The sequence below is a fragment of the Paenibacillus sp. OAE614 genome, assembly GCF_040546645.1.
Lineage (GTDB): Bacteria > Bacillota > Bacilli > Paenibacillales > Paenibacillaceae > Paenibacillus_AQ > Paenibacillus_AQ favisporus.
Genome location: NZ_JBEPOD010000001.1, coordinates 3,416,497 through 3,439,244, shown reverse-complemented (window position 1 = coordinate 3,439,244; position 22,748 = coordinate 3,416,497). Strand labels below are relative to the sequence as shown.

General features: G+C 46.0%; 20 protein-coding genes. 12 read left to right on the top strand and 8 right to left on the bottom strand.

The features are described from left to right. Positions 1-128: 128 nt before the first annotated feature. The 5 genes from ABIE48_RS15755 to ABIE48_RS15735 all read left to right on the top strand — a co-directional run bounded on the left by ABIE48_RS15755 (position 129) and on the right by ABIE48_RS15735 (position 4,632). Positions 129-785 (top strand): response regulator transcription factor, encoded by a 657-nt coding sequence (locus tag ABIE48_RS15755; protein WP_192713974.1) that lies wholly within the window; start codon positions 129-131, stop codon positions 783-785. Positions 786-787: 2 nt separating this feature from the next. After that, positions 788-2,227, top strand: a complete 1,440-nt coding sequence (locus ABIE48_RS15750; RefSeq protein WP_192713975.1) for a sensor histidine kinase — start codon at positions 788-790, stop codon at positions 2,225-2,227. Continuing rightward, on the top strand, positions 2,224-3,009 hold the full coding sequence (locus tag ABIE48_RS15745) for a hypothetical protein (protein ID WP_192713976.1): 786 nt from the start codon (positions 2,224-2,226) through the stop codon (positions 3,007-3,009). The genes ABIE48_RS15750 and ABIE48_RS15745 overlap by 4 nt, the downstream gene beginning before the upstream one ends. Positions 3,010-3,290: 281 nt before the next feature. Then, positions 3,291-3,551 carry a hypothetical protein gene (locus tag ABIE48_RS15740; protein WP_192715386.1) on the top strand — a complete coding sequence of 87 codons (261 nt, stop codon included), beginning with the start codon at positions 3,291-3,293 and terminating at the stop codon, positions 3,549-3,551. Positions 3,552-3,708: 157 nt separating this feature from the next. Next, a complete protein-coding gene (locus ABIE48_RS15735) occupies positions 3,709-4,632 on the top strand; it encodes an alpha/beta hydrolase (protein ID WP_192713977.1) in 924 nt (307 codons plus the stop codon). A gap of 254 nt (positions 4,633-4,886) precedes the next feature. On the opposite strand, the gene ABIE48_RS15730 is transcribed toward ABIE48_RS15735, so the two are convergent. Continuing rightward, positions 4,887-6,413 carry a monooxygenase gene (locus tag ABIE48_RS15730; RefSeq protein WP_145018862.1) on the bottom strand — a complete coding sequence of 509 codons (1,527 nt, stop codon included), beginning with the start codon at positions 6,411-6,413 and terminating at the stop codon, positions 4,887-4,889. 24 nt (positions 6,414-6,437) lie between these two features. Next, complete coding sequence (locus ABIE48_RS15725; protein ID WP_354519236.1) at positions 6,438-6,845, bottom strand: RidA family protein; 408 nt, start codon at positions 6,843-6,845, stop codon at positions 6,438-6,440. Between the two features lie 896 nt (positions 6,846-7,741). Between ABIE48_RS15725 and ABIE48_RS15720 the strand changes: the two genes are divergently transcribed. Then, positions 7,742-9,175 (top strand): PAS domain S-box protein, encoded by a 1,434-nt coding sequence (locus tag ABIE48_RS15720; RefSeq protein ID WP_192713978.1) that lies wholly within the window; start codon positions 7,742-7,744, stop codon positions 9,173-9,175. Positions 9,176-9,288: 113 nt separating this feature from the next. Here the strand turns inward: ABIE48_RS15720 and ABIE48_RS15715 are convergent, their stop codons facing one another. Beyond that, positions 9,289-9,660 (bottom strand): MerR family transcriptional regulator, encoded by a 372-nt coding sequence (locus ABIE48_RS15715; RefSeq protein ID WP_192713979.1) that lies wholly within the window; start codon positions 9,658-9,660, stop codon positions 9,289-9,291. A 117-nt stretch (positions 9,661-9,777) separates the two neighbouring features. Here ABIE48_RS15715 and ABIE48_RS15710 point away from each other — a divergent pair, with 117 nt between their 5' ends. Next, positions 9,778-10,632: a patatin-like phospholipase family protein gene (locus tag ABIE48_RS15710; RefSeq protein WP_192713980.1), complete on the top strand. Its 855-nt coding sequence runs from the start codon at positions 9,778-9,780 to the stop codon at positions 10,630-10,632. A gap of 382 nt (positions 10,633-11,014) precedes the next feature. Further along, on the top strand, positions 11,015-12,076 hold the full coding sequence (locus ABIE48_RS15705; protein ID WP_192713981.1) for a DUF4037 domain-containing protein: 1,062 nt from the start codon (positions 11,015-11,017) through the stop codon (positions 12,074-12,076). A 288-nt stretch (positions 12,077-12,364) separates the two neighbouring features. On the opposite strand, the gene ABIE48_RS15700 is transcribed toward ABIE48_RS15705, so the two are convergent. From ABIE48_RS15700 to ABIE48_RS15690, 3 genes are all read right to left on the bottom strand, one after another. Further along, on the bottom strand, positions 12,365-13,282 hold the full coding sequence (locus tag ABIE48_RS15700; protein ID WP_145018892.1) for an AraC family transcriptional regulator: 918 nt from the start codon (positions 13,280-13,282) through the stop codon (positions 12,365-12,367). A 111-nt stretch (positions 13,283-13,393) separates the two neighbouring features. Then, positions 13,394-14,176, bottom strand: coding sequence for a phytanoyl-CoA dioxygenase family protein (locus tag ABIE48_RS15695; RefSeq protein WP_192713982.1), 783 nt, complete (start codon positions 14,174-14,176; stop codon positions 13,394-13,396). A gap of 193 nt (positions 14,177-14,369) precedes the next feature. Then, a complete protein-coding gene (locus ABIE48_RS15690; protein ID WP_192713983.1) occupies positions 14,370-15,209 on the bottom strand; it encodes an SDR family NAD(P)-dependent oxidoreductase in 840 nt (279 codons plus the stop codon). Between the two features lie 173 nt (positions 15,210-15,382). Between ABIE48_RS15690 and ABIE48_RS15685 the strand changes: the two genes are divergently transcribed. Beyond that, positions 15,383-16,294: an AraC family transcriptional regulator gene (locus ABIE48_RS15685; protein WP_260869142.1), complete on the top strand. Its 912-nt coding sequence runs from the start codon at positions 15,383-15,385 to the stop codon at positions 16,292-16,294. A gap of 856 nt (positions 16,295-17,150) precedes the next feature. On the opposite strand, the gene ABIE48_RS15680 is transcribed toward ABIE48_RS15685, so the two are convergent. Then, positions 17,151-18,890 (bottom strand): sensor histidine kinase, encoded by a 1,740-nt coding sequence (locus ABIE48_RS15680; RefSeq protein WP_145018901.1) that lies wholly within the window; start codon positions 18,888-18,890, stop codon positions 17,151-17,153. Further along, positions 18,887-19,621, bottom strand: a complete 735-nt coding sequence (locus tag ABIE48_RS15675; protein WP_145018904.1) for a response regulator transcription factor — start codon at positions 19,619-19,621, stop codon at positions 18,887-18,889. Before ABIE48_RS15675 ends, ABIE48_RS15680 begins: the two co-directional genes overlap by 4 nt. 283 nt (positions 19,622-19,904) lie before the next feature. On the opposite strand from ABIE48_RS15675, the gene ABIE48_RS15670 reads away from it, so the two are divergent. The 3 genes from ABIE48_RS15670 to ABIE48_RS15660 all read left to right on the top strand — a co-directional run bounded on the left by ABIE48_RS15670 (position 19,905) and on the right by ABIE48_RS15660 (position 22,596). Beyond that, a complete protein-coding gene (locus ABIE48_RS15670; RefSeq protein ID WP_186325803.1) occupies positions 19,905-21,164 on the top strand; it encodes a TraB/GumN family protein in 1,260 nt (419 codons plus the stop codon). Between the two features lie 238 nt (positions 21,165-21,402). Beyond that, positions 21,403-21,714 (top strand): YbjQ family protein, encoded by a 312-nt coding sequence (locus ABIE48_RS15665; protein ID WP_145018910.1) that lies wholly within the window; start codon positions 21,403-21,405, stop codon positions 21,712-21,714. Positions 21,715-21,792: 78 nt separating this feature from the next. Next, positions 21,793-22,596 carry a CPBP family intramembrane glutamic endopeptidase gene (locus tag ABIE48_RS15660; protein ID WP_192713985.1) on the top strand — a complete coding sequence of 268 codons (804 nt, stop codon included), beginning with the start codon at positions 21,793-21,795 and terminating at the stop codon, positions 22,594-22,596. The last annotated feature ends 152 nt before the right edge of the window (positions 22,597-22,748 follow it).

Below are 22,748 nucleotides of genomic sequence, written 5' to 3'. Positions count from 1 at the left end.
CAAGTGTGCGAAATTGATTCAGAAGCAGCGGTCGATAAAATATTTCATAGGTAGGCTTACCCTAAGCTAGTTATCAAAAGTTCAATTTAGATAGATGACCACTAATGTACCACAGGAGCAGAATCCGTATGACGAAGAAGATCCTAATTGTTGAAGACGATATCCATATCTCTAAAATTATCAAAATGAACCTCAATCTGGTGAACTATGATACCACTGAGGTCTATGACGGCCTTGCTGCGATCGAAATACTGAAGCGGGAGAAATTCGATCTGATCCTGCTAGATGTCATGATTCCGCATCTGGATGGCTTCGAGCTGATGGAACGCATCAAGCCGTATGGCACGCCTGTCATTTTCCTGACTGCTAAAAACTCTGTATACGACAAGGTCAACGGACTAAAGCTGGGGGCTGATGACTATATGGTTAAGCCCTTTGAGGCGATCGAGCTGCTGGCGCGGATTGAGACGGTCTTGCGCAGATACGGCAAGGAAGAACGAATGATGGAGTTTCAGCATGTGCAGGTCGACCTCGACAAGCGCGAGGTCCTGATTCAGATGGAGCCAGTGGAATTAACGCCGAAAGAGTACGATTTGCTGGTCGTTCTGCTCAAAAACAAAAATATCGCCCTGACACGAGAGCAATTTCTGGACAAGGTCTGGGGCGGGGATTATTACGGAGAGACCCGGACCGTGGATATGCACATCAAATCCCTCCGCAAGAAGCTGAACCTGCAGGATCAGATCAAGACGATTTATAAAATCGGATATCGCCTGGAGGATTGAGCATGAAATTGTGGCAGAAAATTTATCTCCTGTCACTGCTCGTGTTTGTCTTGATTTTCAACGGTGCTTCGGTGATGGTCATCGAGCGCACGCATAACAGAATGTTGAATCAGGCGATCGAAGTGGCACTGAGCCAGAACATGAGTATTCATTCCAGCGTAGATGCGATCGTACCGATATTGCGGATTTATGATTCATTGGATTACGAGAAAACCGTGCTGACGAGCATGGCTAAACAATTTGTAGCGAAGAACAGCGGCCAGGGCATTTATCTCGATATTACCGATGGTGCCAGTCGGACGATTTTCAACAACGCTGATTTTGGGATGCCGCAAGCACGCCGTGAGCTGGAGAACCTGGACAATAGCAGCATTCATTATATTTTGCGGGATGTCGGTGACCGGACCATTTTGTTTACTGTGAATCATGCACAGATTAATCAGAAGAATTATGTGTTCACCTATATGAAGGATCTGACGCCTGTCTATCAGGACCGGATCGAACAGTACAGCTTTTTTGCCAAGGTTGATTCGGCCGCCTGTGTACTGTTTATGATCGTCATGTTCTTCGTGAGCCGTGGACTGACCCGGTCTATCGAACGACTGAATCGAACGTCACAGATCATTGCGCAGGGGAACTTTTCGGAACGGGTGAAGGTGAAATCCCGGGATGAAATCGGCATACTAGGGTCGAGCTTTAACGAGATGGCGGAGGTTGTGGAGGACAAAATCAATGAACTGGAGAGGAACAATGATGAGAAGCAGCGGTTCATCGATAACTTTACTCATGAGCTGAAGACACCGTTAACTTCGATCGTCGGCTATGCCAATTTTCTGCGGACGACCAAATATAACGAAAAGCTGTTTCTCGACGCACTTGGCGTCATTTATGACGAAGGAAAGCGGCTAGAGGCACTGTCGCTGAAACTGATGGATCTTATCATATTGAAGAAGGAGCAGTTTCAGATGGAGCGTCAAGAGATGCGGGCGCTGCTGTTGGAAATGAAACCGACACTGGAGATGATGGCGAAGGAGAAAGAGGTCAGCATCAATCTGGAATGTCAGGAAGGCCGTCTGGAACTGGAGCGCGATCTTATCAAGGTATTAGTCTTCAATCTGGTAGACAATGCACTGAAGGCATCTTTCGCGGGAGGAACCGTTACGCTCCGCACCTACTGGCGAGAGGGGTCTTATGTACTGGCCGTTATCGACCAAGGGATCGGAATTGCCGAGGAGCATCTGAATAAAATCTTTGAACCGTTCTATATGGCGGATAAAGCCCGGACAAGAAGCAGCAATGGTGCTGGTTTGGGACTAGCGCTTTGCGGAAACATTGCCGACATTCATCATGCAGTCATACGGGTGAGCAGTCAAGTTCAGCAGGGAACGACGATCGAAGTGGTCTTTGCAACAGAAGGAAGGGGAGGCGGACCTGAGTCATGAAGCGATATTATGGGATCACCGTGAGCTTAGTCAGCATGCTTCTGATATCAGGATGTCAAGGCTGGTTCAATGCCGTTCCCAAAGATACGGTGATGGTGAAGAAGATCGTTCAGGAACAGAAGCCGGATGAGGTCGATTATGAAGGAGTCTTGTCCCAGAGTGCGGCGGAATCCCTTGGCCTGAATGCAGTCAATAAGTATTTTGGCCAGAATCTGCAGATGGATCAGGTCCAATTTGAAGTTTCCATGATCGATCAGGTGAAGCTGCAGGAACTGTTCAAAGAGGCGAGTACAGTTGCAGTAATGCCCGCTCAGGCGGAGAGCACAGATTCCGATTCCGAAAGAACAATGCTGACCAGCGACATCTCTGCGATCACCAAAGGCCTATATTATGTAACGCTGACCACGAGCACCGTTCCCCTGGAGAACTTTCAGATTGTGCTCAATGCCAAGGATGGCGATGTACTCAGGATTCTTCGGTCGATCAGCGTGGCAGAAAACCGGTCGCCACAGCAGGACTCTACATTCATTGATTTAGCGAATCGTTTTCTTGAGAATCATGGAAGCTACCCCTTGTCGGAGGTGAAATATCAGCCTCAACTCGACCGCTCAAATACGAATCTTGAATTGTATTATACCAGCAAGGATAACAAGACGATGCGGTACTGTGTTGTGCTTAACACCAAGCGCAAAGAGGTTGTAGGCTTTAGCAAGAATGTCATGGCTTTCTTCAGTTACACAGCCAAGCAATCCGCTGAAAGCGCGCCTTCTCCCGCATTATAACTTATAATTGATAGATTGAACTCAATTTTCGAATTGAACCCCCTGTTGTAATGGCTTATCCAAGCCCTTCAACATGAACTTCTTGAGTTCACTCTTTATAGATCGTCCCCTTTCAGACTTGGTGAACAGGTTTGAAAGGGGACTTTTTTATGCTCAAGGCCTCTCTTCTGTAAACTTTACAACTTCTATATAAGTCCATCTAACTTATCATAAATCTCCCTTCTATACTGAGATAGTCAAGACAAGAAAGCGATAAAGAGATGGAAGGGAAGTTACATATCATGAAAAAAGCAATCCTGATGATGATGTCCGCACTGCAGGCGATGAGTGTCACAGCCTGTGGTGCAGGTACCTCGAATAGCAGCAGTGGAAACAGAGCTCCGGCCGGCCCGAACTCTACTCCGGAACACAAGGAAGTGATCGAACCGCCGTCAACCACAGAGGAGAAGACGGTTGTTTTCTCCACCTTTTTTCCTAGTGATTATTTCAAGGAAGCGAAGAAAAATACGAAGCCAAGCATCCAAACATCACCATTGAGCTGAATTCCATTGCAACGGATGATGAAAAGTGAAGGGGGGAATCACGACATGACAGATTGGAGCAGAACGGGTTTGTAGCAGAACGAATGGAACAGAGCTCAATAATCACTTGTAAATTCAGTAAAGTAAATTCAGTAATAGTTAGAGGTGTAGAAAATCTATGAACGTATTTTTTAAAGAAACAAAAATGGTATTTATATTGCTCATTTTGTTAGTAACGATTACAGGATGCACCACTAAAAAGCCTATATCTCCAGATGAAAATCAATCACTATCTAATCAATCTCAAAATACGAAACCTATAGAAAATGCTGTAAATGAAACACCGGTTTCCGAAGTGAAGAACATACCATCAAACCCACCGGTTGAGTATGATCCTGCCTGGCCAGATCAAGCGGTACGCTCTTCTAGCGGGCATCTTGTGAACAGTTGCGTTCCAGAAGAGCTACGCGATAAAGCCACTACGTTGACAACTAGCGATGGGGTGCATCTGTCTGCGCTTGTGCTTGGGAGCGGAAATAAAGGAGTCTTGCTTGCACACGAGCAAGGCTATAACATTTGCTCTTTTCTTGACATGGGAACTGAGCTGGCAGACAGTGGATATCTGGTTGTTATTCCTGAATATCGTAATCATGGTGCCTCACAGAATATTCCGGAGGATAACCAGAATATAGATCGTGATGCAGATGCTGCCTTAAGCGAACTCAAACGATTGGGTACAAAAAGTGTGTTTTTGGCCGGAGCATCATGTGGCGGTAGTACAGCAATCATTGCAGGTGTTCGTCAAGCGCTGCCTATTGAGGGACTGATTATTCTTTCTTCTCCTGCACAATGTGGGCCCCTTAATGCCATTCCAAGCGTCGAGAAGATAAAAGCACCATCCGTGTTTGTTTTTTCACCTGGCGATTATGGAGGCTCAATTGAAAAAGAAGTGCGCAAATTATATCAAGCATCCGGAGCAACGGATAAAGAGCTGATTGTGGATGAGAGTGGTTATCACGGAACAGATATGTACCACAGGGGAGAGCACGGTGATGTATTAAAGTCCAAGCTTATTGACTTTGTTAAAAAGGTTTTTAATTAAAATAAATCAGGCGTAGTGTTGTAAGACGACAAGAACATACACGATTAAAAGCCGCGTAAAAGCGGCTTTTTTTGTTTTAACGATATATGTTTTGGTCAGAACCCGACGACAAGAACATATACATTTTTACTGAAAAAGACAAAAACCTGTATGGTTATAAGCACGGCCGTAAAGGATACGGAACGGTCATATCTGCGGTTTCTCCTGTGTAACGTTCTGAGTGGCCTTATCCTAAAGAAGTGGGGGGCAGTCTCTCAATCGGCAGATTTATGACTCTTGTATGGCTTATCCATAATGTCTCCGCACCAGCGAGTGATACCTTCATTTATTTTTTGCATTGGATTCGCATCAGATAGAGAAATCGCCCAGGCAATATGTCCATCCGGACGAATAAGTGCCGTGTGGACGTCGTTCCAATCCGCGTCTGCCTCAGCCAAAGATGCATGTAATACTTGAAGGTTGCTATACGTTTCCCATTGGCCGCTATTCTGTTCATTAGAATGGAAATACAGCAGAAGAAAAGTACCTTTGTGTAGGAACGGATAGGCGTTAATCAATTGCCCGTCTTCCAGCTTTAAGCGGAGATCTTTGAACCGTTTCCCGTTTAAAGGATGAGTAGGCGATTCGGCGTCTGGAGCATAATGTACATCCATTGCGGAAACTTGTGCGGCGACTTGATAATTAGCCTCTGGTACTTGAATCAGATTAGCCAACATGCTTCGCAGTTCCGTGATGGGAGGAGTCACGTCCAGAAGCAGGGTTTGGACTTCGGTATTCCGGAGCAAGGCCGTATTCCATGGGAAACGTTCGGTATGATAACTGTCCAATAGCCAGTCCGGAGCCCAGCCTTTGATTACTCCTGCAAGCTTCCAGCCTAAGTTCATCGCTTCTTGTAAGCCGACGTTCATTCCCTGTCCACCAGCGGGAAAATGAATGTGCGCCGAATCTCCCGCCAAAAACAATCGACCATCCCGATAGCGTCCCGCTTGCCGCGTAGCATTTCCGAAACGTGACATCCATTTTACATCGTTTAATCCCAAGTCGCTTCCGGTCGTACGGATGAGTGATGAACGAAACTCTTCCAATGTAACCTTCTCATCCTTAGAGATGTTACGTCTCTCCATATCGATAATCAAGACTCGATAGATACGATCATTGATCGGCATGATGCTGACCAAACCTTTTTCTGTAATTCGGGATATGACACTCATTGGAGCCAAATCAGATAGAACGGCATCTCCCAGAATAGCCGTGAAGGTCGCATCTGTACCTTCAAAGGATATATTTACAGATTTGCGAACCAAACTTCTGGCTCCGTCCGTACCTACCACATAAGCTGATCTTAACGTTGTTTCTCCATTAGGTCCGGCGATCTTAACGTCAACCCCATCTTCATCCTGATGCACAGATAGAGCCTCAAACCCTCTCCAGACCTCTGCGCCAAGGCTAAGAGCCCATTCCTCGAGCACCTTCTCCGTCTCACTCTGCGGTAAAAAGAGAGTGTGATTGGAAGAAGAATCCAACACAGAGAAATCCAAAGGAGTTTCTAAACCGGCAAAATGTCCTCTCGAAAGTAAGCGGCCTTTACTGATTAATTTTGATTTCACTCCACGCATATCTAATATTTCAAGGGTTCGTGGATGTACGGTAAGCGCACGTGAATACGGGGTTGTCTCTTTTAATCGCTCAATGACGCAGACCTTTACACCGGCTAATGCCAATTCTCCAGCTAACATCATGCCGACAGGTCCGCCACCGATAAGGATGACTTCATATTTCATATCAATAACCTCTTTTCTTAAACATTATGGGAAGATTACGATAGCGTCTATTTCGATAAGCCATTCAGGATCGCCTAGTGCTTGAACGCCTATATAGGTACTTGCTGTCCTCGGCCAGTTAGAGCCAAACACATGAAATCCGGCGTCAAAAATAATCGAAATCAATGCCGGGTGGTGGTTTACCACAAAAATATTCATTTTTGCAATGTACAATGGATCCGCTCTTGCGGCTTCCAATGCATACTTAAGATTGGTGAACACTTGAATCGCTTGCGCGTAATAGTCCCCTGAACCGACCAATGCGCCTGTTTCATCTACAGCAACCTGACCTGAGATGAAGGCCAGTTTAGAGGCAGTAGTTACCACGACATGTGAAATGACAGATGTAACTTTATCCGTCAATGTCTTGGGATTCACGATTTCCATAGGCATGAATGAGCCTCCTTCATTAATTATTGTTTCGTCAGAATCTTTTTCGGTGCTTATTAAAAAAGGTGTTATAAAAATTATATATAATTTATGTTTCATATGAAACAATATAATTGTACGTGGTCACTCTTTATCCTGTCAACCCCAATCTCAATATATGAGGATACCTTTATTTCTCTGGAAACAATCTGTGATATGATGAGGCAAATAAGTCGAGGAGCCAGCATAATACTGCCAGTAAGAACAAAACTGCCATTCATGAAGTTTTCGTTCAGTTTCTTGAGCAAAAAGGGCAGGGGAGTTAGCCAACCCGAATCAGCCGACAGGCGAGCCGATTTCTACCTTCGTAGGAAGAGCCTATACGACTTCCAAGTTATGCAATTCCGTACCGGATGATTTGCGGTATCTTACTGAGCAGATCGCGGAAGGAACACTGATTCCCAGAATTGAGGTGGAAGCGCGATGGACAGATATCAAACGGGTAGGGCCGTGTCATTCTAAATGCACCTGAACATTTTGAAGAACAGCTCAAGCTATTGTTTGCGTTCAAACGGACAGCAGCTATAAGGACCAAACGAAAGGCAATTATGCGGAGAAGCGTTGCGGCCGTCCGTGGAAGTCTGCTCCCTGGTCTAACATACCCCAGCTGTCGTTTTCCTCACTTGCATTTACATAAAAGGGGATGTTAACAGCATTGGAAAGAAAAATGCTGGAACAATAATATCTACGGTAAGATGGACGGTTGAATGTGTAAAAGGGAGCGGGCTTACGATACGAAGGTGACTACCAAGCGAGGGCTAATTTATTTGGATTAAGACAGGAATGACTTGTGAAGGACTTCCTAAAATGCTTGTCGAATGTGTTCCTATTCGAGCCCTTCTGAAGAGGTGTTGAGACCAATGCTTAGGAAACCATCGGACAAGGATCTAGAAAAGTACTTCCAAGATATTGAGGAAATATTACGAGAGCAGCAAGGCATGACCTTCAAGTTTATTAATGAAGATGGACGGTTTGTTCATACTTATTGCGCTGGACAATTAATGTCCAAAATGGGTTTGGATGAAAGTGACGTCGTTGGGAAAGAACTTAAGGACTTTCTCCCCGCTGGGAAAGCGGCAGCCAAGGAATGGCACTATGTTAAAGCTTGGGAAGGAAATGAAGGAGTCACGTATGAAGGGGAATCGAAAGGCATCTATTATTTGGCATCGCTGAGGCCAATTCGACGAAATGGTAAGGTCATTGAGGTTATTGCCTCATGTGTCGATATTACGGAACGGAAAAAGGCGGAACAAGAGCTGGAAAGAACTAAGAAATTGCTGGAATCTATAATTGATGACTCGGCAGATGGTATATGTATCATAGATACGGGTGGTAACGTGGTACGTGTAAACCATTCATTTGAAATGTTATATGGTTGGTCTGAAGATGAGTTGGTTGGCAGGCAGTTGCCCATTGTCCCGCTGGAGATGGAAGATGAATTCAAATCCATTACCCAAGAAATCCAAGGTGATATGCTGGCAAAGACTTTTGAGACGGTTCGGCAGAATAAAGCCGGAGAGTTAGTACATGTTTCTATAACCCTTTCTCCAATTAAAAATAGCTACGGCGAAATTATTGCATTGACAGGCATTACCCGGGACATCTCTGAGCGCATAAAATCCGAAGAATTTTTCCGGAAAGCAGATAAATTAAATGTTGTTGGACAATTGGCCGCAGGGCTAGCACACGAAATTCGCAATCCTTTAACATCACTAAAGGGATTTCTTCAGCTTATGAAGGAATCTGATAAGAGAAGAGTTGAGCACTGTGAGATTATGTTATCTGAGGTCGACCGGATGAATAGTATTATCAATGAGCTATTGATATTCTCCAAGCCGCAGCCGAAGGTTTTAAAAAGGAACGATATAGGTACCCTTTTGTATAGTGTAATAAATTTATTAGAAGCCCAAGCTACAATGAATGGGGTTCAAGTTTACATAGAAATACATGGAGATCTTCCTCCAATTTGTTGTTCGGAAGTGGATATTAAACAAGTGTTCGTCAATGTATTAAAAAATGCAATTGAGGCAACTCCGAATGGTGGCAAAATTCAGATCGTCGCCTTTGAGCAATTGAATGAGCTCATTATCCGTATTAAGGATGAAGGTATTGGAATACCTACTGACAACCTTCATCGGTTAGGGGAACCCTTTTATACGACAAAGGAACAGGGGACAGGGCTTGGTTTGATGATGTGCTATAAAATTATTCATGACCATAAAGGGAACTTGAGCATTCGAAGCGCACTTAATCAAGGAACCACGGTCGATATCGAATTACCTGTTACGGACTAACTGCTCTGGAATATCGATACGGTGGTTTGAGTTTAACAGTAAAAATAGTTTAAGGAAAATAGAGGCGAGAACTATAGCTGAAGTGTATTACGATAGGAGCATAAACGATTTTCTTATGTTCCCTTCTTCTCCAGCAGCGCCAATTTGTTGTCTAGCATCCGGGCGAGAAGAGACTGCGATTGTTCCAATTCTCTTTTCCTATGGTCCATTTCCTTCATTTTCTTCCGCAAAAATTCAATGGCCCGGGAGAGCTCAAGTTTGTTCCCGTCTTCTTCCTTCAAAATAACTTTGATTTCCCTTATCGTAAAACCCGCAGCCTGAACCCTTTTAATCAGTAAAAGGTGTTCGACCGCTTCCTCGGTATATTCACGATAATTATTGTCCCTGCGCTCAACGTGGCGTCTATCCAGCAATCCTTCCTTCTCGTAATAACGAATGGTCGGCGGATTTAACCCGGTCTTCTGCGCCAGCACATGAATTTTCATACTTCCTCCCGCGTAAGGCTTGACCTTCAAGTATACTTTATAGTTTATACTTTAGAGGTCTAATGGAACCTTGTCAAACCTATTGGCACAATAGTCGATCAGAAGGAGGAGCTGTGAATGAACGTTCAGAAAAGGAATTCACCGACCAGAGCTGTAGTTTTGGGGGGCGGTGGCGTGACGGGGATCGCATGGGAGGTTGGTGTCTTAGCGGGTCTGCTCGAATCCGGAGTAGACCTCCATCGAGCTGACGTGATCATCGGAACGTCCGCCGGTGCCTTTGTCGGAGCAGCCTTGGCCAGTGGATACGACATGAATAATCTGTTTGCCGCCCAGTCGGAGGCGAACGCGGCCGAGTTACCGGTCGCCGCTTCCGATGAATTGAGGCAAGCGTGGTATAGGGCATTTGCCACGGGAGGAAGCGATCCGCGAAAAGTTGGGGCAGAATTTGGCCTTATCGCCAAAAATACTCCCTCCCCCGTGTCGCCTGAACAGCGGCGCGCCGTGGTCGAGAGTCGCCTTGTGACCAGAAAATGGCCGGCGAATCTTAAGGTGACCGCCATCGATGCCGAAACCGGGCAACTTCATACTTTCGATCATCAATCGGGAGTTTCTTTGCTCGATGCCGTGTCAGCCAGCGGAGCCGTTCCGGGAATTTGGCCGCTTGTATCGATCGGTGACCGCTCCTGGACCGACGGAGGAATGGTGTCCACGACCAATTCAAGGCTGGCTGAAGGTTACGATCGGATCGTGATTCTCTCCCCGATGCCAAATGGTTATGGCTCCATCCCGGGAGCGGCGGAGGATGCGGCAAGCATGCGTACAAACGCGGACGTTTATCTCATAACTCCCGATGAACGCAGCGTTGTGGCCATCGGCCCCAATCCATACGACCCGGCCCGCCGCAGCGTAACAGCGATCGCCGGACGGGAGCAGGGATGCTCTATCGCCGAAGCCGTTCTGACTATTTGGTAAGAAGGCGTTTCTTTCTGTCCTAACGGACAAGAGGGTGCAAAAGATGGCGGCGATTTCGCTCGTTCATCTTATTTATAAAGTACAGCTGACAAGGAAAGGTGCTCATCTTGCGAATCCATCGAAGCATTAAGCTATTTCAAGGGCCGATTGATCTGTACGTCTTGTTTAAGGGAAACAAGAGGACCTTAACGGCATTTGGGGCAAGCTTGGAAGCGCCGTCGTTCTGGACAGTGATGTGAACCAAGTTCATTACGCTCTAACGGGTAGGATAGTTCTACTATAATGTTTTTTTAACTATACATTGCATCCAGATTATGCTGAAATAATGAGTGAATGGGTTTAAAAATGATAATTGTGGTTGATGGACTTGGGGGAATGGGAAATGTCTTTTATAAAAGGAATAGAATTATGCCGTCGATTTCATATCGAAATCGTTGAGCCTGTAATGAAGGACAAATACTCTTTCTTGTCTTATTCATCGGCTCTAATAGGTCCCGGTAGCGAAGTGCTCGGATATGATACGGAAATGTCGACTGATCACGATTGGGTTCCCCGGGTATATCTTTTTCTTAACCAACCAGATATCGGGTATTCCGAACACATACAATCAACACTGCAAGAACGAGCTCCAGAACGGTTCTATGGCTTTCCCGTAGATATAGGGAGGAGCGTAATTACCACGGTGCCGAGGTTCATTGAAAGTTACCTGGCTGTAAACAAAATTGAAGAGTTAGAGCCAATAGATTGGCTAACCTTTCCTTCACAGTCACTTCTCGAAATAACACGGGGAGAAGTTTATAGGGACGATAACGGTCAACTTTCCACATTACGCAAACGATTCGAATATTACCCTCACGATATTTGGTTATACCTTATGGCATCCAGTTGGCAGCGAATCGGTCAAGAAGAACATCTGATGCATCGTTCGGGTTTTATAGGGGACGAACTTGGCTCAGCTATTATTGCTTCTCGCCTTGTCCGCGATATTGTAAATCTCTGCTTTCTCATGGAGCGTCAATATGCACCTTATCCAAAATGGTTTGGTACTGCATTTAAACGTTTGAAATGTTCTGATCAAATACTTCCTTACCTTTGGACAGCTCAAACGGCAGTTACATGGAGAGAACGCGAGTATGTTTTGAATAATGCTTACAAACATCTATCAAATATGCACAACGGACTAAAGATCACTGAAAAGATCCCTGATGAAGTTTCATACTTTTTTGATCGTCCTTTTAAAGTAATGGGCGGTGGAGATATTGCTTGCCTCATCGCAAATCAAATTGTCGATACAGACATTCGGCAGTTATCCAAAAAACGCTTGATTGGTAACATTGACCAGATCACAGACAACACAGATTTCAGGAACATGAATAAGTGGTCTGAGGGAGAAGGAGTATACGCAAGAAAAGCTTTGAAAAAACTATTTAAGCCCGGTTTGTAATTTAAATCCAAAAGGCTTCCACGGTGAACGTTAAGCTAACGGGTACAATAGATCAATGAAGACATTTAAGGGCAGCCGGCTTTTTGGTCGGCTGCTTTTTTTACGCATTCAAAAGCAGCTAGGAAATATAAAGAGCCGGGACGAGGCGCTGCAGGCTGTGCTTTCCAGAATCGACCCCTACGGCACTGTGCAAGAAGTTTTTGGATGGCACGTTGGTCGCTGATTCCATTGAATATTATAAGCAGAATAATACTGGCCCGATGCCGTACGGCCAATCGATGACATTGCTTATGATGGTGGGGAGTTAGAAGCATGTGTAGCTGTTGTGGCTGCATTGCGGTATTGGCTGGGTGAGAACCCAACCATATTTTTAAACATTTTATTGAAGAAACTTAAGTCCTCGTAGCCGACATCCTGGGCAACTTCCATAATTTTGCGATCGGACTGCTCCAGCAGTTGCTTCGCCACTCGAATGCGTGTTTCGTTGCGGAATTCAGTGAATGTCTTGCCGATATATTGCTTAAATTTGGTTGAGAATCCGGTCTGACTCATCCGGCACATCTCGCTGACCTGAGCAAGCGTTAACGGCTGTGCGTAATGCTTGCGAATAAACTCGCTGATGTGCAGGATGACCTTCTCGTCAGACGATAATTCCTGCAGGGGGGAATGCTTCCGGTCGTGATGGCAGCGGCTCAAAAAAATAAAAAGTTCAATCAGGCGCGTCTTCGTCAAAATACGATATCCAAGCTTTTTCTCTTTGAAATCGAGAATCAAGCGATGGAGAAGGGATTCCATTTCGATCTGTTCATAAGGCTTCAATCGGAGATGCCCTTGAAAACGTACTGTCTTTCGAAGAAAGGGTTCCAAGTAGAAGAAGTCTACGAAGGAGGCGACATCGGCAAGCGGTTCCAATTCGCGCCGTAACAACTCGGGTTGAAAGAGCACGTTATATACGACCGGTAGATGCGCATTGCCCGCTCGATAAGCATGCTCCTCATCCGGCTCGATCATGAAAACGTCGCCTTCCGCAATATTGTAGTACTCTCCCTTATAGTAATGCTCTCCTTGTCCTTGGGCAACGTAAGCAAGCTCGATGAAGTCATGCGAATGGGAGGGGACGATCTCCCCCGAGCTGAATCGGTAGGGAGCGGCATGAAACAGGAAATCATGGCTTTCTAGGAACTTTCCGCTGTCCATTCGTGTCATGTGATCATCTCCAATATTTTACATAGGACTAATCATAACTAAATTATAACGCTTTGCAGGCAAACGGGTAAGACAGAAAAGGCGAGCCGAATGACCCGCCCGCTCTCGTTCCTAAGGCTGTTTGGCGACCAAAGGAAATAAACCGCCGCCGAACGGTTGCCCCCCCTCAAGACCTGCATGGTCTGTTACTAGGTGGCTTTTGCCGCTGTAAATTGTCCCGTCCGGCATGTAAATGATTGCCAATACACGTCTTGGTTCGTCGCTTTGATTCGCGTGTGCGAAGTGGAAGGTGAGACCATGGTGGAACGTGCAGCTGCCTCGTTTCAACGGAACCTTCACCGGCTTAGTCTTTTCCAGCTCTGTTCCCTTGATCTGATCATATAAGTCCTGAGGGTCTGCTAAGTTAATCCCACGCAGCGTGCCCACCTTATGGGAGCCAGGAACAAACATCATGCATCCATTTCGTTCGTCGACATCATGCATTGGAATCCAGACTGACAAGGCGCCGGGTGCGGTCATCGGCCAATACGGAAAATCCTGATGCCAGGCCGTCGGCTTGGAATCCTGTGGCATCTTCCATAATCCGTGGTCATGGAAGAGCCGAATGCCGCTCGCGCCGCTTAGCTTCATTGCCATCTTAGCCAGCTTCGGGTGAAATGTGTAACGGCTCATACCGCCATGATCGCGCCAAAGGTTTACCTTCTGGTTTAATACCTTGTAGTAGCTCTCGCCTTTGACAGAGGTGGCTACCGAATGATTACTTTCCTGTATCATGGCTTCTTCCAAAAACTCGGATAATTCATTCATTTCTTCTTCCGTTAGGGCATTCTCGATTTCAACGAAACCATTCTCCTGATAAAAATCAATTTTGCTTTGCGGTAACAGTACATCCATCGCGATAACTCCTTCCAACGTATAGGGTGGTCATCTTTGATTACACATTACCAGAGGAATATGTTCTAATTCTTGGTTTTTTCTACAATACAGTAAGGTTATTTTTCAAATAGCTGCATGTGCAAGCAGAAAAAAACGCTCATTAAATGAGCGTCAACCAATCAATGACTACAACGGTTATTGATAACGAAGATTAGTTACTATCCGTTCGTTCACTTATTTTCTTATTTGCCTGCATATCTTCAAGCAGCTTGTTATATTTTTCGGTTGCCCGCTGGTATGCGTCGGATCCTAGAAATAAGCAGGTCGGTGGATTGTCGGATTCTACCAGCTCGATAAAAACTTCAGCAGCCTTTTCCGGATCACCAAGCTGCTTGCCATGATTTGCTGCAAATTGTTTAATACCTTCGTGGAGAGGAAGATAATCCGCTATTTTATAATCCGCGACAACAAGAGATTCGGCTGAGTTAAACTCAGTTCTAAATCCCCCCGGCGCAACAACCGTTACATTAATGCCCATAGATCTAACATCCTGGGCTAACACATCAGACATCCCAATAATAGCTGACTTTGTGGCAGCATAAATACTCCATCCCGTGTGTGGAGCAACTCCAGCGATGGATGAAATATTAATGATGTGGCCATAGCGTTTCGCCCTCATGTAGGGTAAAACACTTTGGATCACGTAAATACTGCCAAACACATTAACTTCGAAATTTGACATGATCTCTTGTTTGGAAAGTTCCTCTATCGCTCCTCCAATTCCGTATCCGGCGTTATTGACCGCTACATCGATTTGTCCGAAATATTCGTATGCCAATTTCACGGATTGATCAATAGAATCGGAACTTTTCAGATCCACTTGCAGTGGCAAAAAACGACCCTCTGGGACTTGGCCAACAGCTCGTCTCAGCTCCTCTAAGATTCTTGATGTGGCAGCGACCCGGTAATTGTTACTTAACAACTTTTTTACAAGAGCAAGTCCAAGACCTTTCGAAGCCCCTGTAACATACCATACCTTTTGATCCAGCAATGATATCTCATCCTTTCATTTAAGATGTGTTTATTATGTATCAGCACCTGCTCTGACCTGTATAAGAAAACTTTCAACATTATGCCTATTCTTGTCATACTATTAACAAACACAATGCTTTACTTTATATTTAAAAGCATGAGAGACATCATATTAGAGCAGAGGTGTTCCGTGTGACCGAAATCGCTTTGCAACAACAAGAGTTAGCGGGACTCATCAAAAAGTTTACCGGAAAAGATGGGGACCATAAAACCCTGATTCCTTCACTCCATCTCATCCAAGACTCCAAAGCAATGGTCCCAATATGTAGGATTCAAAAGCCCTCCTTATGCATTGTTGCCCAAGGTGAAAAAATAATCATTCTGGGCAATGAAAGTTACAAATACGGGGTTAGTGATTATTTAGCAGTGTCTTTAGACGTGCCTATATCGGGACAGGTGATCAAACCTTCGTCGGAAGCTCCCTTTTTGTCAATCAGGCTTGATCTTGATGCAGGAGAGATTTTTGAAATCATGAAGGAGACCCATCTGTTTCCAGAAAGCACAGAGCATTATCCGAAAAGTTTATTTGTAGGTAAAATGAACATTAATCTTCTTGATGCAGTGATTCGGCTAGTAAGACTATTGGATACTCCAAAAGATATTTTAGCGCTAGCACCATTAATCATTAAGGAAATCATATATAGGTTACTTACTGAAAAGGAGGGGGATGTTTTCAAGCAAATTGCTACATCTGGGAGTCATTTTGCAACGATTGCAGAGGTCGTAGAACGAATTAAAACAAACTTTAACAAACCTTTACGCATTAATGAATTAGCGCAGATCGCCAATATGAGTACTTCATCTCTGTATCGACATTTCAAGCAAGTCACTGCGATGACACCCGTTCAATATCAGAAACAGCTGCGATTACAAGAAGGGCGGAGACTTTTAATAACTGATAAATACAACGTCGCGGATGTGGCATTTCATGTCGGCTACGAAAGTCCTTCTCAATTCAGTCGCGAATATGCCCGATTATTTGGGTGTCCTCCGACTACCGATATTTTACGGATGCAGTCCACAACTAATTTGTCTTCTAGTTAAAAGATCAGTTGATTAAACTTAGGTCCCGAGCTTGTTCGCACTGCTCGGGACCTTTCATATTTGGTTAACCGTAATTGACGGTTAGGATCATTGATCGGGTCGGAACGAAATTCTTGCAAAAAAGATCGTTCAGAACTGCAAACACCAGACCCATGGGGATTCATTGTTATATAAGAAAGAGGCCGGTCAAATAAAGAAGTCGCACAAAAGCGGCTTCCTGTTTTAGAATTGACATCGAAAAACAGGTGCATGTGACAAACGGGGCGGGTATCAACAACATTACTAGCCAGCCAGTCGCTGTTCGCAAGGACGCTATTTGCTTTGATGGGCAAAAGCAAAATGTGGGATCGGGGTTTATCTGGCGTCTACGAAAGAAATAGAGCGCGCAAATGGGCGTGTTCTCTTCTATTTGAGGGTATGTTAACGTACCATTTGCCGTATCGTGACAATTGGAGACTCGTCATCTTTAATAGAACCTTAACCGCTGGGAGCAAAATTAAGGAGTTGTTAATCGATTCGTTTAGGGTCCGTTTTAGATAACGATGTTAGCATCTGGTCAATCAAGCTACTTGAGTGATAAGGGATTTGATATGAGCAATGGGCTTAATCTTGGACAAGTAGATCCCGCGATATTGGAGCATCTGCCGTCAACCTTTGTTTTTGGCACCAAAGACCCGTTTATATTTGCCGGGCTATTGACGATCGTTGCGCTTCTCATCGGGGAAACATCTATCGAAAGATAAATGATATAAAAGGCCCCACCCCTCAAGACATCTGAAGAGGTGTGGCCATTTATAATTATTGATTGCTATTCGATTTCGCGTGACGAAGAGCAGAATGTATCATACTGTTACGTTCAGCAAGACAATAAGATTTCAATTTTCGTGCCCTGCCATACTTTGGACTGCACTTGGATTTCGCCATCGTGCGCTTCTACGATGGCTTTAGCGATGCTCATTCCGAGACCGGAGCCCACCGTCGATTCTTCCGTATTCGTTCCCCGATAGTAGCGATTGAATAAATGTTGCAGGGTTTCCTCGTCCATTCCTTTACCGTTATCGATCACTCGTATGCAAGCCTTGTCGTTGATCCTGCCGACAGAGGCTGTGACGACTACGCCCGGGGGATTATGCTTAACGGCGTTGGACAGCAAGTTGTCCATTAGCCTCTGCAGCCAGGTCTCATCCGCTTTTACCATTAAGGGACGCTCATCCCCAACATAGTGAAACTGATACTCGGACATTGTGGCGTCGTTGACGTACTCCAGAACGGAGCGGCGTACTAACTCATCCAAATCCAACTCCCGAAGACTCATGATAGAATCTCCCTGCTTAAGCTGATGAATCATGGAAAAGTCGGAGATCAGCTCAAGCATATAACCCCCTTTTTCCCGAATCGTCGATCCCATGATCTGCATTTCTTCCTGACTCCATTGCTCAGGCAGACTCTCCAGCATATATCCGTAGCCTTGAATGGTGGACAGGGGGGTGCGCAGATCGTGGGAAACTCCTGACATCCACTCCGCTTGTGCCTTTTCCAGCCTTTCACGTTCCTTCTCGGTTTGTGCCAGTTGATGAGTCATCTGATAGAAGGATTCAATCACTTCCTTATACAGTTTGTACCTGATTCGCAATGTGCCGTTGCGGCGGAATACCTTTCGCTTGTCCTTGGTGGTCAGCACTTCGTCGTATTGCCCCTTACGCATGCGCTCGAACCAGCCTGCGAACAGAATGAGCGGCTGACCGTAGCGGAATCCATGCCATATGGAGACCGGAACCGCCAAGAGAAGGATTAGACCAGAAAACCATAAGAGACCACGTGTTGCCGTATCGAGCACCGGATGCTTCAGGGGACCTCCGGTTGGATTAGGCGTATAGAGGATCCAGGTCCTTCCGCTCAGCTTGTCCCGCTGGGAGACAATATTTGTCTCATAATTGCTGGGTGATTGCTGGATGGCCAGAACATCCAGCGGACGATATGCCTTCTTGATGTTTGCTTCATCACCGATACCTTGTATGGTATTGCCTGCGGGGTCAATCACCTGAAGATAGCTGCCGGTGTCACGCAGTCGCTGTTCCAAGGTGGGGACCGCTTCACTTCGCACCATCCCCTGCATCCCGTAATCGTCAAACAAGGCCATAAGCTGGTCGAGATTGGGACTATGGTAGCCCAGCATATATAGGTGCGGCTCGTTGAAGGCAAAATTTAGCTCTGTGTTTACGGCATACGTTCCAAGTGTACGTGTCTCTTGAATATCAAGCAATTGAGCGACGGAGTAGGAGGTCGGCAGCACATGCTGCGGAGTAGAGTTGACATTGTAAACAACTTTTCCTTCGGCATTAACAACTTGCAGCCACATTCCTTTTTCTTCGATAAGCTTCTCCCACTTGGACGAAATCTGAATGGTCCCATCCTTGGAGTTAGCTTCTTGAGCGATCAGCTGCAGGGCGCCTGCCGGAAAGTTTCGGCGCATTTCATTGTTCTTCGCATTCTGAAAGTACAGGATGCAGGCAACCAGCGTAATGGCCAGAATCAGCAGGGAATAGAAGATCAATTGATACGTAAAGTGGAAAGCCATGCGTTGTTGTATTTTCATCGCTCCTGCGACTCCTTCACCAGCTTGTATCCGAGCCCGCGGACGGTAACGAGCAGCTTCGGATCACCGGGATCGATCTCGATCCGTTCCCGTATGCGCCGAATGTGAACCATGACCGTCGAGTCATCTCCCAATCCGTTGATCCCCCAAACCTTCTCGTATAGCTGCGTTTTGGAAAATACAATTCCAGGATGCTTACAAAAGTGCAGCAGCAGTTGGAACTCCTGAGCGGGGCATGGAACTTGTTGTCCATCCACGATCAGCTCGCCCTCCGCTTCGTTAACGGTAAAGCGGCCGAACCGGTACCCCCCTAGATCGGGCTGCTTCATTGGGTTGGCTGTAGGAACTTCCGGCTCCAGTCGGCGGATGCGCGCCTGAATTCTCGCGGCTACCTCCAAGGGATTGAAGGGCTTTGTGATATAATCGTCCCCGCCCATAGCGAAGCCTCGCAGGACATCGAGATCGGAAGCCTTGGCCGTCAGGAACAAAATATGCGGATTCCCATATTCGCGGAGCTTCGAGCAGAGCTCTAGTCCGCTGCCGTCGGGGAGCATAATATCGAGCAGGACGATATCGGGGGCAATCCGCGTCGCTACATCGAGTGCTTCTGCACAAGTTGACGCCGCGTACAAGCGATGAAACCCTTCCCTGCGAAGCACCATTTGGAGCATCGTAACAATCGAGGGCTCGTCGTCAACGATTGCGATTTTAATATCTGATAGATTAGTCATCATGTTCACCCTTTCCCATAGTAGCATACTCACATTAACAGAACCTAAACAGCTGGGAGCAATATTAAGGTATTGTTCATCGCTTCGTTTAGGTTCTGTTTTAGTAGCGTTGATAAGATTGGAAATGAGGTTGCTAAGCAGCCACCAAACGCCGCTGACATTCAATAAGGTATTATCAAGAACGCAACGCGCAGCCCCAGGAAAGGCTTGAGAAACGTGACCTGTAGTCGCAGAATTCGTTCTTGCTACATTTATCAAATTAGGAAAAGGAGATTTTATGCAAATGAAAAAAATAAGCGTATCATTGTTGTCCCTAGCCCTGCTTACCTCTGGATTCTCTTCCGTGCATGCAGCAGAGAAAGCCTCTACTATATGGCTTAACGGTGAGCAAATCCAATTCAGCAACTCGGCATCGATCGTAGAAAAAGGGATGACACTCGTTCCGATGCGTCCGCTACTGGAGAAGTTGGGTGTCAAAGTGAACTGGAATGGAGCGACCCATACCGTTAATGGTACCAAAAACGGCCTATCCTTGTCCCTGAAGATTGGCATCGCCAATGCAACTGTAAACGGCAAAACGGTCAAGCTGGGTGTTTCTCCAAAGCAAGTCCGGGAAGTAACGTATGTGCCACTTCGCTTTATCGCGGAGACCGCAGGCTATCAAGTGGCCTGGAATCAATCCTCTCGCCAGATAAGCCTTACTTCCAAGCAGCAAACGGAAGGCAGCCGTGGCTATTTGTGGAAGGTAGAGCATAAAGGCAATACGGTGTATCTGCTGGGTTCACTTCACTACGTGCTTGAAGGAATGTACCCGCTAAGTCCAGAGATTGAGAATGCCCTCAAAGCAGCTGATTACTTGGGTGTTGAGGTCGACTTGTCAAAGGTCGCTCCTGAAGAATTACAAAAACTAGTGTTGGAACTGGGTGTTTATAAAGACGGTACAACATTGAAAGATCATATCTCCGCTGAAACGTATAAGAAAGTCACCGCCCTTCTAAAAGAAAATGGAATGCCAGTGAACAGCTTCGACCATTTCAAACCGTGGTTCGTCCAACAAAACGTTCTGGGCATTATCGCTGGCAAAGAAGGCTATCAGTCAGACATTGGGATTGACCAGTACCTGATCGATAAAGCCAACAAAGCGAAAAAACCGGTTGTTGCTTTGGAAACTATCGATTCCCAATTCCAAACGAACAATAACTACTCAGACGCGCTGCAGGAAAAATTGCTGCTCCAAACACTGGACCCATCTGCTGGGGTCACCCTTGCTCCGGATGGAGGGATCGATACTTTCGCCAAAATGTGGAGAGAGGGAGATGATAACGCATTGAATGCGTATATCAACTCTTCAGATTGGGATGCTGAATATCACAAAGCTTTGCTGACTGACCGCAATGGAGAAATGGCCGACAAGATAAAAGACTATCTGAATGGTGATAAAAAAGAAACCTATCTAGTCGTCGTCGGAATGCTGCACATGTTAGGCGACGAAGGGGTCGTTCCATTGCTGAAGATGGAAGGCTATAAAGTGGAAAGACAGTAGTCCTTATACGATTTGGTACACAAAAGTTACCATACTGATGTTCTCAGCAACAAAACCTAAAACTTAGACGAACTGTTCTTTCTTAGCTCCTTGGTTATTGCTTACCTCGTGCTGAACCGACTAACAATCTTTCTGACGAGACCCTAATGGAGTCTTGGGAAAATCAATCAAGAAAGCAATCAACATCCAAAAGGAAAACAGAGGCGTCATTCCATAATGAATTAAGGAGGGATAATTTATGATCATGACCACTACATCAACTATTGAAGGTTCACCGATCAGGCAGTATTTGGGCATTGCCACTGGTGAAGTGATCATGGGGGCTAACGTATTCAGAGACTTCAAGGCTTCCATTACCGATCTGGTAGGGGGGCGCTCGCGCGCTTATGAAGGTAAGCTTCAGGAAGCAAGGGATGCGGCATTTGCTGAGATGACCCAGAAAGCTTCGAGGATGGGAGCTAACGGGATTGTTGGAGTCGATATTGACTATGAAGTTATTCGCGAGGGCATGTTAATGGTCGCTGTAAGCGGGACTGCGGTAATCGTATAAGCCCACTTAACAGCATTGCTAATGGATTGTGTTGGAGCGCGCGCTAGAAAATATTAATTTATATTGGGAGTGTTTATGATGTCAACCAAAAAGGGCTTGCAGCAAGAAACTTTGGATCCCGCCCTTCGAGTTCGCCCCCTCGTGCGATGGGGTGTTCTCGCATATTTCCTCTACATTGCAGTCTTCTACGGTATTTATGTGCTCAACGGCATCGACTATACGCAAGTGGGCGAGAGTGAGCGGACCCTTCTTCTCGGGTACGTAGCCACGCTGTCCGGCGGTGCTATACTAACCCTCACAGTCGTCACGATCTACGGATGGTGGCTCCCCGCCCTGGTAGAAAGGCAGAATCTTTCTCGATGGACGATGACGTTCCCGATTATCATGGCGGTCATCGCGATCTTGAATATGCTGATCGGAGATTTCACCCGTGTTACACCCCTCATGTGGTTGTATCTCGTCATCGGCAGCATCTTGGTCGGCTTCAATGAGGAGATGATCCATCGCGGTCAATTGATAGTCGCTCTGCGCAGCCGATTCGGTGAAACTGGGGTCTGGCTGCTCTCAACAGCGATGTTCGCAGTCTTCCACCTGCCGGGCATGTTTTTGGGCCTCGGAGCCGGTGCGCTATTCCAGGTAGTGATGGCATTCGGCCTCGGTTCGATCTTCTATCTCGCCAGGAGGTCGACCGGATCGCTCGTGGCCTCCATGTTCCTGCACGGACTTTGGGACTTTAGCGTTTTCTCTACACATAACTCGTCGTTTCACCTGGCTGGTATATTAGCTCCGTTGTTGGCGATCGCTGCGGCGATCACGGTTCCGATCATTCTCCGCCGTGAAAAGCGACGCGATAGTATGAAACGTGTAATTCAAGAAAACTGAAGAATGGGTAACCTCCACTGACTAACCTCATCCTGTAGGATTACTCAATCACAACACCTTCAAGGAAAATGTCGTCTTATCTTCAGATAAGTAAACCTTGAAGGTGTTTTTTACGTCCCGGCAAATAGCAGGGTCGAAAGAAGAAACGAGTG